15 protein-coding genes are annotated in these 12,920 nt (G+C 50.8%); 6 read left to right on the top strand and 9 right to left on the bottom strand.

The annotated features are described in order from the left end of the window. Window positions 1-124 precede the first annotated feature (124 nt). A complete protein-coding gene (locus AC13H5_RS02425; RefSeq protein ID WP_034781534.1) occupies window positions 125-997 on the bottom strand; it encodes a TetR/AcrR family transcriptional regulator in 873 nt (290 codons plus the stop codon). 154 nt (window positions 998-1,151) lie between these two features. Between AC13H5_RS02425 and AC13H5_RS02420 the strand changes: the two genes are divergently transcribed. After that, entirely contained in the window at window positions 1,152-2,645 is a 1,494-nt protein-coding gene (locus AC13H5_RS02420; protein ID WP_034781533.1) for an MDR family MFS transporter, read from the top strand. Window positions 2,646-2,693: 48 nt separating this feature from the next. Here the strand turns inward: AC13H5_RS02420 and AC13H5_RS02415 are convergent, their stop codons facing one another. Then, complete coding sequence (locus tag AC13H5_RS02415) at window positions 2,694-3,152, bottom strand: hypothetical protein (protein WP_215192500.1); 459 nt, start codon at window positions 3,150-3,152, stop codon at window positions 2,694-2,696. Between the two features lie 288 nt (window positions 3,153-3,440). Here AC13H5_RS02415 and AC13H5_RS02410 point away from each other — a divergent pair, with 288 nt between their 5' ends. Further along, window positions 3,441-4,046 (top strand): SAM-dependent methyltransferase, encoded by a 606-nt coding sequence (locus tag AC13H5_RS02410; RefSeq protein ID WP_483546242.1) that lies wholly within the window; start codon window positions 3,441-3,443, stop codon window positions 4,044-4,046. A 50-nt stretch (window positions 4,047-4,096) separates the two neighbouring features. Here AC13H5_RS02410 and AC13H5_RS02405 read toward each other — a convergent pair whose 3' ends face one another. Together AC13H5_RS02405 and AC13H5_RS02400 are read right to left on the bottom strand one after the other, a co-directional pair. Then, on the bottom strand, window positions 4,097-5,110 hold the full coding sequence (locus AC13H5_RS02405) for an ABC transporter permease (protein WP_215192504.1): 1,014 nt from the start codon (window positions 5,108-5,110) through the stop codon (window positions 4,097-4,099). After that, entirely contained in the window at window positions 5,103-5,831 is a 729-nt protein-coding gene (locus tag AC13H5_RS02400; RefSeq protein ID WP_483546241.1) for an ABC transporter ATP-binding protein, read from the bottom strand. The genes AC13H5_RS02405 and AC13H5_RS02400 overlap by 8 nt, the downstream gene beginning before the upstream one ends. A gap of 171 nt (window positions 5,832-6,002) precedes the next feature. Here AC13H5_RS02400 and AC13H5_RS02395 point away from each other — a divergent pair, with 171 nt between their 5' ends. From AC13H5_RS02395 to AC13H5_RS02380, 4 genes are all read left to right on the top strand, one after another. Next, the gene (locus AC13H5_RS02395) at window positions 6,003-6,605 is read left to right on the top strand and encodes a TetR/AcrR family transcriptional regulator (RefSeq protein WP_214754591.1); all 603 of its coding nucleotides are present in this window, start codon (window positions 6,003-6,005) and stop codon (window positions 6,603-6,605) included. Between the two features lie 123 nt (window positions 6,606-6,728). Beyond that, window positions 6,729-8,225 (top strand): phytoene desaturase family protein, encoded by a 1,497-nt coding sequence (locus AC13H5_RS02390; RefSeq protein WP_483546240.1) that lies wholly within the window; start codon window positions 6,729-6,731, stop codon window positions 8,223-8,225. A gap of 109 nt (window positions 8,226-8,334) precedes the next feature. Then, window positions 8,335-9,060, top strand: coding sequence for a hypothetical protein (locus AC13H5_RS02385; protein WP_034781519.1), 726 nt, complete (start codon window positions 8,335-8,337; stop codon window positions 9,058-9,060). A 9-nt stretch (window positions 9,061-9,069) separates the two neighbouring features. Further along, window positions 9,070-9,798: an ATP-binding cassette domain-containing protein gene (locus AC13H5_RS02380; protein WP_483546239.1), complete on the top strand. Its 729-nt coding sequence runs from the start codon at window positions 9,070-9,072 to the stop codon at window positions 9,796-9,798. A 245-nt stretch (window positions 9,799-10,043) separates the two neighbouring features. On the opposite strand, the gene AC13H5_RS02375 is transcribed toward AC13H5_RS02380, so the two are convergent. The 5 genes from AC13H5_RS02375 to AC13H5_RS02355 are packed head-to-tail and all read right to left on the bottom strand — an operon-like array spanning window position 10,044 to window position 12,871. Beyond that, window positions 10,044-10,529 carry a hypothetical protein gene (locus tag AC13H5_RS02375; protein ID WP_483546238.1) on the bottom strand — a complete coding sequence of 162 codons (486 nt, stop codon included), beginning with the start codon at window positions 10,527-10,529 and terminating at the stop codon, window positions 10,044-10,046. Between the two features lie 15 nt (window positions 10,530-10,544). Beyond that, window positions 10,545-11,024: a hypothetical protein gene (locus tag AC13H5_RS02370; RefSeq protein WP_214754601.1), complete on the bottom strand. Its 480-nt coding sequence runs from the start codon at window positions 11,022-11,024 to the stop codon at window positions 10,545-10,547. Window positions 11,025-11,082: 58 nt separating this feature from the next. Further along, a complete protein-coding gene (locus tag AC13H5_RS02365; protein WP_128123897.1) occupies window positions 11,083-11,901 on the bottom strand; it encodes an SMI1/KNR4 family protein in 819 nt (272 codons plus the stop codon). After that, a complete protein-coding gene (locus tag AC13H5_RS02360; RefSeq protein ID WP_131472842.1) occupies window positions 11,898-12,380 on the bottom strand; it encodes a hypothetical protein in 483 nt (160 codons plus the stop codon). Before AC13H5_RS02360 ends, AC13H5_RS02365 begins: the two co-directional genes overlap by 4 nt. Next, complete coding sequence (locus tag AC13H5_RS02355) at window positions 12,380-12,871, bottom strand: hypothetical protein (protein WP_483546237.1); 492 nt, start codon at window positions 12,869-12,871, stop codon at window positions 12,380-12,382. The genes AC13H5_RS02360 and AC13H5_RS02355 overlap by 1 nt, the downstream gene beginning before the upstream one ends. Window positions 12,872-12,920 lie beyond the last annotated feature (49 nt).

The raw sequence follows: 12,920 nt of genomic DNA, 5'->3' as shown, positions 1-12,920 counted from the left end.
CGCTTTCGGTAATTTGATTGTAGCGCATGAATTTGTAGGAATCAATTCTTTTTCGTGGAATATTTTGAGATTTATTTTCGTACCGTGTTTCTTCTATATTAACGGATAAAATCACTTTTTGTCGTTAGTGTGTCCGCGTGTATAACCAAACGAGGTTCGTGAACTTTTGAACTTCCGTCTCTCCCGTCTCACCTTTGAACAAACGTTGGAACGGTTTCAGCAACTGTTCAAGGACGATTTTCCGGAGCCGGTCTTGATGGAGCTCGTACGTGATTGCTTCGAATAAATCGGCTTGTTCCTCGGTCATCTTCACGTGCTCATGGATGCGCGCCGCCATCCCAATCAACTCATCTTTCGTGACGAGATTCTTATCCGTCGTCCCCCGCATTTGATCGACAGTGACCGGGTTCAAGATATGTTCTCCGGTGTCGACCATACGCGCCGCCATCAACTCGACGTAGGCGTACAAATTACGAATCAATCGCTGAATCGAGTAGGCCGTGTTCGTGATGCGGAGTGTGAACAGGATATGTTGCAACATCCCGTTGAAGAGCACTGTCAACTCGACCGAATATGGGCGAATCTCTTCCCCGATAATTTCCGTCAGGCGCATGGCGAGCCACTCGATCTCATAGACGCGGTGTTGTAGGACGAGCTTTTTCAATTCAGGCTCATTCGCTGACATAATCGACTCGAACAAGGCGTGGAGGTTCCGCTCCTCGTTCAATTGAATGAGAATCGAAATCTGCTCGATAAAGACGTCCTTGTCGCGCATGTCACGTCCCATCTGCATCTCAATCCGGCGTTGTCCAGCGTCATAGCGCAAGTTCTCGAGAATGTTGGCGACACAGTCCGTCTTCGAGGCGAAGTAGTTATAGAACGTGCCTTTTGAGATGTTGGCCCGTTCGATGATTTCTTGGACCGACGTCTGCTGCACTCCGTTCTCAATGAACAAAGCCATTGCGACGTCAGCAACTTTTCGTTTCTTATCCTTCATATATTGATTGCTCCGTTCTGTGTGGTTTCTGGCTTAAGTATACCATTTTGAACCGACAGTACAAAATGGTTGATTTATTTGTACGGCGGGTATAAAATCACTACATCAACACTTACTAGTATATAACTATTCAGAACATAAAGGAGCAACTCGTATGAAACCAGAATTCCAAAAGAAACCGCCGTATCTCATGCTCGCGGTCCTCTTTGTCGGGGCGTTCATCGCCTTCCTCAACAACTCTTTACTTAACGTCGCGCTCCCATCGATCATGGTCGATTTGGAGATTGCTGACTACTCGACCGTCCAATGGCTCGCGACAGGATTTATGCTCGTCACAGGCGTGCTCGTCCCGGCATCGGCCTACTTGATCACCCGGTTCTCGAACCGTGGTCTCTTCATCACGTCGATGGCGATTTTTGCTCTCGGGACGGCCATCGCCGCTTTCTCTCCGAACTTCGGTGTCTTACTCGCCGGTCGGATGATTCAAGCGGTCGGGGCGTCGACGATGGGACCGCTCTTGATGAACGTCATGCTCGTCAGTTTCCCGCGTGAAAAACGCGGAACGGCGATGGGCATTTTCGGTCTCGTCATGATTTCAGCACCAGCGATCGGTCCGACACTCTCGGGCTACATCGTCGAATACTACGACTGGCGCGTCTTGTTCGAGATGATTCTCCCGCTCGCCATCATCGGTCTCGGTCTCGCCGTCTGGAAAGCCGAGAACGTCATGGTCCAAAATAAAGAGCAATCGCTCGATTACTTGTCACTCGTCTTATCGACGCTCGGGTTCGGTGGCGTCTTGTACGGTGTCAGCTCAGCGAGTTCAGATGGCTGGGATAACCCAATCGTCTTGACGACGATGATCGTCGGGTTCGTCGCTTTGATTGCCTTCGTCATCCGTCAGCTCAACATGGAGAAACCGCTCCTCGACTTACGGGCGTACAAGTACCCGATGTTCGCACTCGCCTCAATCATCGCGATCGTCAACGCTGTCGCCATGTTCTCCGGAATGATTTTGACACCGGCCTACGTGCAAAGCGTCCGGGGCATCTCACCGCTCGACTCTGGGCTCATGTTGTTACCGGGTGCGATCATTATGGGGATCATGTCACCGATCACAGGGAAACTGTTCGATAAGTTCGGACCGAAGTTACTCTCGATCACAGGTCTCACGATTACCGCGATCTCGACATACATGCTCGCCAACGTCCAACTCGATTCGACGTACACGTACATCGTGACGACGTACACGCTTCGCATGTTCGGGATGTCGATGGTCATGATGCCGATCATGACGAACGGTCTCAACCAGTTGCCGACAAGCCTCAACCCGCACGGAACGGCCATCAACAACACGGCCCAACAAGTATCCGGTGCGATCGGGACAGCAGTCCTCGTCACAATCATGAACTCGGTCACGAAGACAGAGGCCGAGTCGCTCATGACCGGCGTCGACCCAGCGACACTCACCGAGAGTGCGATGGGTGCGTTGACGCAACAAGCGTTACTGTCAGGGATTCAGTATTCGTTCTACGTGGCACTTGGAATGAACCTACTCGCGCTCGTTCTCGCCTTCTTCGTGAAACGGGTCGATGTACGCAAGCTCGACTTCAAGGAAGAAAAATCAGAACTCAAAAAAGCGAATTAATGAATACAACAAGCCGTCCTGTGCGAACAGGGCGGCTTATTTTCTCGGTTATCCTTTTGTAAAACTCAAATCATGCCGACTCGGATGCTCCAGGTCAATCTGTCGAATCTTCCGCTCGTAATGGATCGTCGTGGCTGCCTGGGCAGCAATCGCACCAAAGAAAATGACGAGCCATAAGAGCAAGTTTGACTGCATGTCGTTCTTAAATAAGAAGTAGAATCCAATCGCCCCGAACAACGAGACGGCGTTGCGGCCAACGTACGTGCGACGAATGAACTTCTGAACGGTCCGTTCGTCCGTCAACCGTTGCATGAATCGGCTCTCGCGCCACTCCAGATAGATCAACACAACGAGCGCCGCTAAGAAGGCGATTCCATAACCCGTTTGAAACTCGTTCATGACCAATAACGCAAATGAGACCCCGACCGCGATGACGACCGATACGTGCAAGGGCATCCATCTTTTTTGATACAGTTGAATCGTCCGGATCCGTGCTTGTTTCTCCATTCGTAATCACCTCACTTCTATCTTACGTAAGGAAACTGGTTTTTGTTCCCTTTTTTAAGGATTTAGATTATTCTGATTAGAGGAAGATATTGAATGTAGGGGTGAAGGATAGTGACTTGCAACCAAATACGATTGTTTAGCGGACTCGCACTTCTCGTGACGGGCGTCGCTTTACTACTTAAACGTTAACAAGCATTCGGGGCATCTGCCCGGATGCTTTTTTCATGTAAACTGAAAGAACAAACTTGAGGACGTATAAGCTCTACGTCCGTTAAGGAGGAACAGAGCATGTCAACATGGGACAAGCGGTTCAATACGGATGAGTATGTATATGGGGAAGCCCCGAATGCCTTTGTGAAGCAACAGGCACATCTGCTCAAACGAGGGATGCGCGTGCTCGCGATCGCCGAAGGGGAAGGTCGAAACGCGGTTTGGCTCGCGGAACAAGGAGTCAATGTGGACATGTGGGACTATTCGCAAGTCGGTCTCGACAAAGCAAACCGGTTAGCGGAACGTCGCGGGGTCACTCTTCATACTCGTCTCGTCGATTTGGCTGAGGCCGATTGGCCGATAGACACCTATGACGCCATCGTCTGTATTTACGGACATTTCCCCGACAACGTGAAAAAATCCGTCTTGGACGGCGTCAAGCGGGCCTTAAAACCAGGTGGTTATTTTGTGACGGAAGTCTACAGTGAGGCGCAACTCGATTACGGGACGGGCGGTCCGAAACAAAAAGAACTGCTTTATACGCCCGCTGACTTCTCCACACTAATGAACTCATTCAAGACGATTCACTTTTTCGACGGGACCGTGGAACGATATGAAGGCGCGCTCCATAACGGCGAATCGGCGGTCTTGCAATACATCGGTCAAAAAGCAAGCAGCCTATAAATAAACGAAAACCGACTCGCTAACCACGAGTCGGTTTTGTCGTTGTGACATCAATGCCCCCGATACTTTCCAAGCGCACGCATATTCAACAAGTAGAGCACACCGGCGTAAACGATCAAACCGAGCACGTAGCCCCAAATGCCGGCAAATCCACTACCGTACACCATCACTTCTTTGATCGCCGTCGCCCCGTAAAAGATTGGCATGACATAGCTCAAGTTGCCGAGGCCGTATGGAATCAAGTCGAGCGGGATTAACCCTGAGAAAAACACTTGCGGGATGATCGTGAACGGGATCATCTGGACGACCTGAAGTTCTGAGCGGGCGAACACCGAAATCGTCGCGCCGAACAAGACGGCCGTCCCAGCCATGAGAATCATCACGAGAAACACCCAGCCGATATTGCCGAGCGATGTCAGCCCGAGCACGTAAATCGTATAGAGGACGATGAAGACGGACTGGACGACCGCGAACACGCCGTAGCCGAGCGTATACCCTAGAATGACCTGGCCACGTTTGATCGGTGTCATGAGCAGACGTTCGAGCGTGCCGCCGCTCCGTTCTTTGACGAGCGCCATCGCGGACAGGATGAAGACGAAGAAGAACGAGAACAGTGACAAGAACACGTAGCCGAACGAGTCGAACGTCGATTGGCCTTCTTCCCCGTATACATAGTTCATCTCGATATCAGCCGCCGGATTCAACGCCGACAGCGCCGTTTGAATCTCTCGCACCGCCTTCGACGACTTCGTCGACGGTTCTCGGAGCGTGATTGTCGTCCCTTCCTGCGTCGCTTCAAAGATCGCATCGACGTCCTTATTGTCTTCCAAGTATCCGAACGGGTCGTCGACCGTGTCCAACCGGACGTCGAGCGTCTCGGCTTCGAACGCCTCGACGAGTTGCGTTTGTGCGTTCTCATCAAGCACGACGACCGGCACGTAATCCGAGTCACCGAGGAGGAAGTAAACGAGCGTCAAAATCAAGAGTGGTGCGATCAAAATCAAGGCGACACTCCGTTTATCGTTGAGCGTCTGAAAAATGACGCGTTTCGCCAAGTTACGCATGATCCGTCCCTCCTTCTCGACCGGCGATGAGGAATAGTTCCTCGACACGACCGTTCTCCGTCTGGTCTAACAGATGCGGGACGGTATCGTAAGCGATCAAACGGCCGTTATAGATGAGCGCGGCCCGGTCACACTCGAGCACCTCGTCCATGACGTGCGTCGAGACGATGATCGTCGTCCCGTTCGCCCGAATCGCTTGAAACTGATCCCAAATCTGCCGGCGCAAGATCGGGTCGATTCCGACCGTCGGCTCGTCTAAAAGTAAGACGTCGGGTTGATGGAGGATGGCAATCGCAAGCGAGAGCCGTTTTTTCATCCCGCCCGAGAAGTTCCGGACGAGCTTTTTGCGGTCGTCCGTCAAATCGACGAGCGTGAGCACTTCCGTGATGCGTTGTTGGAGCTTCGTTTTACCGAGTTTATAGATTGAGCCAAAAAACTCCAAGTTCGCCTCGGCCGACAAGTCGTCATACAATCCGTCGTTCTGGGGCATGAAGCCGATATTGTGGAGCATGCCCATGCTCGGCATCTTTGTTTCGCCGATGCGAATCGAACCTTTGTCCGCGGCCAAGGCACCGATCATCAGCCGAATGAGCGTCGTCTTCCCCGAACCGGACGGACCGAGCAGGCAACAAATATCGCCTGAGTTGATGGTAAAGCCGACATGGTCGATGGCCAATTGGTCACCGAACGATTTACTGATGTCGTTCAGTTGAATATCCATATTCATTCTCCTTTTCGATGCCTTGTTCGAGTACACTGAATTAATAGACACCGTGTTGGTTTATAGGTTCAGTATAGACCTCAGTCGACAGCCCAACAATCGGCAATATCGGCCATCGTGTCGGTTATCAGACAGTTTTCACTCAAGTGTTGGATAAAGGAGAATATTCAGATGGGACATGAAGATTTACGCATCACACGAACGAAACAATTGATTAAAAGCGCCTTCCTCGAGTTGATTGACGAGCATGGGTTCGAGGCGGTCACCGTGAAAGCGATCACCGAACGGGCCGGCATCAATCGTGGGACGTTCTACAGTCACTATGTGGATAAGTTCGACTTGATGGAGAAGTCGATTGAAGCGATTTTCCATGAGGCCGAACTTAAACTCGTCAAAAACCTCCCTCACGTCTTCGGTGAAGAGCGCGGCGAATCATCCTATCAACTGCTCGTCCCGTTCATCCGTTTCATCGAAGACAATAAAATCTTGATGAAACCGCTCCTCAGACCGAACGGGGACCCGCAGTTCCAGGCCCGGCTCCGGTCGTACATGCATGCGGCGCTGTTCCATCGTTCCCCGACGGTCTTGTTCGACGAGACGAAGGCGCTCGTGCCGGCCGATTATTTAGTGTCTTACATCTCATCGGCCCATATGGGTGTCATTTACGAATGGCTCTATAGCGACCGTCCCGACACGGCCGAGGACATTGCCCGTATCATCTATACGATCACGTTCGAAGGGCCGCTCGTCGCGGGTGGTCTCCGTGCACATTGAAACTTTTACCGTTCCCTCCTGTACGTTAATATTTGGATAAAATACTTCTCAAATGGGTATGTATACGGAGAAGAATGTCTTTGGTTCATAAAAATTAACTGGCGAAAGAAGGGCGGCTCGTCTATGCAAAACGTGAACAAGTCTGTGATTGTGATCGGTGGAGGTCTCGGAGGGATATCAGCGGCCATCTCGCTCGCTCAAAAAGGGTATGACGTCTCCTTGTACGAAAAGAACGACCACATCGGCGGGAAAGTGAATCGGCTTGAACAGGACGGGTTCGGCTTCGATCTCGGCCCCTCAATTTTAACAATGCCGCAGATTTTCGAGAAACTGTTCGCAGGCAGCGGTAAGCGGATGGAAGACTATGTGCCAACTAAACGGCTCGACCTCGAGTGGCGCTCGTTCTTCCCGGACGGAACGGTGCTCGATTTGTATCACGACTTGGATATGATGGAGCGCGCCAACCCGACGCTGTCGCGGAAAGACATGCGTGAGTATCGCGAACTGTTGAAGTACGCCGAGCGCATCTATAAGACGACAGAGAAGAGTTATTTGAAGGAAGGGTTCGAGTCTCCGCGCGAAGCGGTGGCACAGACCGGACTCTTCTCGACGTTGTTCGGCTTCGATTTGACGTCGACGATGTACGACGGGATTGCCAAACGAATCAGCAACCCGCATTTGCGGACGATGCTGTCGTATTACGTGAAATATGTCGGCTCATCCCCGTACAGCGCGCCGGCCGTCCTCAACATGATGATTTATATGCAGCACGCGCAAGGCTGCTGGTACGTCGAAGGCGGGACGCATAAACTAGCGGAAGGATTGACGAAACTCGCTGAAGAGATCGGTGTGAAGCTCCATACCGGTCAAGGCGTCGTCCGGGCCCATACGTTGAACGGTCAACTGACGGCCATCGAGCTCGAGGACGGAGGGCTACGCTCGGCCGACTATTTCGTCTCCAACATGGAAGTCATCCCGTTCTATCAAAAGATGGTCGAGGCGGATGAACAGTACGTCGACAAGCTCGTCGAAAAGTATGAACCGGCCAGTTCCGGTTTCGTGCTCCACCTCGGGGTGAACAAAGAGTATCCGGCGCTCGGTCACCACAACTTCTTCTTCTCAGAGAACTTGCATGAACAGATGGACAAAATCTTCGAGCAGCATCAGTTGCCGGACGACCCGACGATTTATTTGGTGAACGTCAATAAGACCGACCCGACCCAGGCACCGCCCGGGCACGAGAACATTAAAATCTTGCCGCACATCCCGTACATTCAAGACGAGCCGTTCACTCCTGAACAGTACGCCGCCTTTGAAGAGCGCGTCCTCGATAAGCTCGAGCGCATGGGCTTGGACGGGTTGCGGGAACATACGGTAACGCGCGACGTTTGGACGCCGCATGATATCGAGCGTACGTACGGCTCGGACCGAGGCGCGATTTATGGGACCGTCGCCGATAAGAAACAGAACGGCGGCTTTAAGCACAAGAAGCAGAGCGAGCTGTACGACAACCTCTACTTCGTCGGCGGCACGGTCAATCCCGGTGGCGGCATGCCGATGGTGACATTGAGCGGCCAGCAAGTGAGTGATAAGATTGCGAAACGTGACAAAGTGAAATGATTTTCTTCAATCCCTCATTCTATGTGAGGGATTATTTTTTGAAACTTTTTCCAATCATCTTCCGTATATTGTGCTACGATACAACAATCAAACCAAGCGGAGGAACAGGATGCATCAAATCACAAGTTATTTCTTTATGTATGCCAAAGTTGTCGTCACCGATAAGATTCCATTCATCTGGACGCTCGGGATCCCACTCATTATCGCCTTGACGCAGTCGTTTTCAGATATCCGCCAAGCGACGACAGCGGAATACTACCCAGGGCTCTCTTATTTCTGGGTGTATATTATTCTTGCTACATATGTGAACGGTGTCGGTATAGAACTCGCTCGAATGCGCGAATATGGACTGATGAAAACGTACGTGATGATTTCCGGGAACAAACTGACGTATGTCATCGCCGTCATCTTAGCACAGCTATTATTCGCCTCCATCAGCCTGCTTTTATTCACAACGGTCGTCACACTCGTACACGGGTTCTTCTCGTTCAAGTTGATTGCAACGTCTCTACTCGTATTGATCGGGAGTATCCCGTTCGCGGTTGCTAGTGTCGCCATCACGGCACTTCCAGTGAAAGTATCGAGTCTCGGGACGTTCGCGAACATTCTGATGTTTCCGCTCTTTTTATTGGCAATCAACTCACCTGATCAATGGTTCAGCTTCCTCAACCCGTTCTACGCGCTCCATGAATTCGCGCTCGGATTGCTGCACCTGACTACTCAAGTCGAACTCTCGTTTGGAGTATGGGCGACATTCCTTTCCGTACTCGGTTACTTCATCATCGGTGCGATTGCGTTGAAACGCTTCAGTCTCGTCTCACTCATCACACGCTAGGAGGTTCTTATGCACGTACACCAACTTACTTATCACTATCCGAAAGCGACGCGTCCTGTGCTCGACGGTGTCTCGTTCACACTGCAACCGAATAAGCTGAATGTCTTGATCGGACAAAACGGTGCCGGGAAGACGACACTCTTTGATTGTATGACCGGGACACTTTCAGTCGACAAAGAATCACTCGAACTCGTCCCGACGGCGGACATGTTGTATTTGACACAACTCATGTATAACCATCATGAGTTGACCGGAAAAGACCTCGCCTACTTTATCGGACGGTTATCCAAACGTCCCGATTTCAAAAAACTCGAGTCGTATGTGAACGGACTCTCGACCGCTCGAGAGCAAGAGCTGTTCGAACACTTATGGAAGATGAAACTCGGGAAAATGTCTGTCGGGGAGCGGAAGTGGCTGTTCGTGACGTTACTCGCCTCGGTCAAGCGCTCCCTTTATCTGTTCGACGAACCGACGAGCGGGATCGACCCGGCATCGCGGATCCACATCATGCGGCGGTTGCACCGTCTCGTCCAAGACGGACGGACGTGCCTCATCTCGACGCATCAGCTACATGACCTCTCGCAATTTGACGCACATGTCATCTTCCTCCACGCGGGACGTGTGTTATACGAAGGCGACTTCCAAGACTGGTTGCGCGCCTCCGGGACGACCGACCCGGACGAGGCGTTCGTCGCGATGGTCGAAGGAACGACGAATGATGTGGCGGTGACACGATGACCGATTCATTTTGGGAACGACACCGCTTCAAGTTCTATACGATTGGCATGGTCATTTGCGGGATATTGGTGGGCATGTTTTCATAAGAAAAAGCATCTGACACGACGTCAGATGCTTCTTTTAGTTGCCTGAACTCGATTTTCCGATAATCAGCTTCAATACAAGAATGACTCCGCCTAACATGACAGCAAAGGTACCAAGCGACCAGAGCATGTCAAACACTCGTAGATCCATCGTCTTCCTCCTTATTTGAGCTGACGTTTCGCTTCATCGCGATGCGCCGTCCGCAGCTCATGATTCGTCACGTGCTCCGGGTCAATCAACTCGATTTTCCGGTTCACCCATACTGACAAGAAGATGAATGGGATGAACAGAGCGAGCAGCATGATTGCGAAAATGACGAGTGACCCTTCAATCGCCCAAGCGATGGCGATGAAGACCCCAAGCAGGATGACGTTCGCGAGCACGATGCCAAACTCGAGTCGCACGAACTTTTGATAGCGCGCGTCGTCATTGAATGTGAGCAGCAACTTCATCCGATGCCATGCCCGATAGAGACTTGGCAGCTGCGTCGCCATGATGATGATGGCGAACGTCGCGAGGGTGATGTCTTGGGTAAAGATGAAGTAAAAGGCGATTCCTAAAATTGCGAACGTGAGCAAGAGCGCCATCCGGTTCACCTTTCGGTCGTTCTCGACCATTTGTTTCAGTCGTTCATTTTTATTAACCATAGTTAGGTACTCCCATCATGATGACTTTCGTTTTTCGCGCTCGAGTTGCGCTTTGCCGAGCTCCGTCGCAGTCACATGCTCCGGGTCAATCATTTTCAACTCGCGGTCGATGCGAATCCCAAGCGCCAAGAACGTGATCAGACCGACGATAACGACGATGACGAGCGTGAGTAGCGTGATCCATCCGAGCATCGAGCTCGCAATCAACAATAAAAGAAACACGATGTTCCCGACGGCCAAGCCGAACTCGGACCGGACTTTCTGTTGGTAGCGAGCGTCGTCGTTGAAGGTGAGCAGCAACTTCATCCGATGCCACCCTTTATACAGCACGGGCAGCTGTCCGACCAAGATGATCGGCAACAGTAAGAGGACGTCCGTCGCCCAAAAATAGATGATGAACAGTGCGATGATTCCTATCGTCGGGTACAGCATTTGTTTTTGTCGCTTTCGATCGTTCTCCATCATGCGTTCAAGTCTTATGTTATGGTCAACCATCCAATCCCCCTAATCAAATCTCGTTACCTTCTTTTACGAGAGGAAACGGCAAATCGTTTCACTCGACTCGAATATCGTTATCGAGAATGTACATTGTCTCTTCGTAGCGTTGTTTACTATAGGCGTCGTCTTGCCTGTGGAGCGTCTCAAAAAATGCTTCGAACAGTTGTTGATCTAAAGGCTTCCGTCGAATAATGACTTCTTGAATGACGCTTGTTGCCGTCTCTCGCAACGTCTCGTCATCCATCCATGTCAATAGCTCACGAACGAGTTCGTCCGCTTCAAGTGAATCCAAGCTATTGAACCAAATAACCGCACCAATCCTTTTGTCTTCTAGATGATCGCTATAGAGTAGGCGTCGCGCATCTTTCAGGAGCGTCTCCCCTTGTTTCATTTCAGTACCTGATTCTGGAGTCATTTCTTCATATACTCCCATATCCACCGTCGTGAGCGCTTCCGTGAATTGACGGAATGAGTCGAACAAGACATCAATCTCTTCCGTATCCGTATCGATATAGGCAATCTTCGGCGTCGCGCCTGCACGGTAGTCGAATGCGAGGAAAAAGTGCCCGTCACCGGCGAACGCAATCAATTGTTCATCCTCGACACCCCACTCCGTCAACAATGCCTTCGATTCAATCAGCCCTTTATTTAAACCAACTCCAGCAATTGAATCGACGAGAGCAATGTCATCTTGCCCATTCCATGTAATCGGTAAGTCGCGCTGTTCGACATATCCCCCGTTTTGGATACGAAGTGCCTCGAGATAATCGTCCGGCAGTTTCACGCCGAGGCGCCCTTCCACTTCAGTTAATACGTCGTCCGTTAATGCGGGCAACCGATTCGGATCGTCCGGTATGTCATTCCAAATGATCATTGTTCCCCTGCTTCCTTCAATCGTCTGTATTGGCGAATGTCTTGATTCGTCACATGCTCTGGGTCAATCTTTTTGAGTCGCTCATTCACCCACCATTCGAAATATAGGAAAGGTACAACGATGAGCGTACCAAGCAATGAATACGTGACGTGTTGAAAATTTTGAATGACTGTACCCCAAATAAATATAGCGAGCCCGATGACCGTCATAAAGATGAATAAAAAGTTGATTCGAACATATCGGCGATACAGCTCATCCGAACTAAAACGGAGCAATAGCTTCATCCGCAACCAACCCCATAAAATCAGTGATGCGTAAATGACTAAAAAGGCTGCGAACACCTGCATGTTCGTTAAGGTGTAACGACTATGCAGATAGTAGAAGGTCAAGATGATGATGGCGACCAGTAGACCAAATAAACGAATCGAGACTTGTTCAAACCGCATCAATTGAAGCAAGCGATCTTTATGCTCGACCATCATTCCTTCTCCCATTTCCGTTTCATCCGTTCCCGTTTCGTAAAGCCAATCAAGCTATCCGTGACATGCTCGTGATCGATCCGAAGCAAGCGGGTATCGAGCCATGTCTCAACCACCAACATGCCTGCAATCAACATCGCCGACAGTCCGCTGAACATCGGCAATGCGAAGTATCCTGATACATACCCGCCCATCAAACCGAGCATGACCCATAACATCGCAATCGCGATGACGCCTTTCGCCCGGATCAATCGTTGGTAGGAGCGATTTTCATTGAACGTCACGGATACGCGCGTCTTCTGCCACGCTACGTGACTGAGCGGGACAGCCGTCATCATCAAAAAGACGAGCATCGCAAGCATTGGCAATGATGCATTGGTATAGATCCACCACCCCAGTCCTAACCCTGCCGCGGTGGCCCACAACAATTTAAATGCACCTTTTTTGGGAAGCATATATAACTGCTCGATTCGTTCTTCTCGTGTCACCATAATCTGTTCCTCCTTGAAACCAATTCGGACCGTTCACCGTATATACGAA

The sequence above is a fragment of the Exiguobacterium sp. FD-YE-25-4 genome (assembly GCF_057004685.1).
Note: the sequence above shows the minus strand (reverse complement) of the source record. Positions and strands in the feature narration are given on the sequence as shown.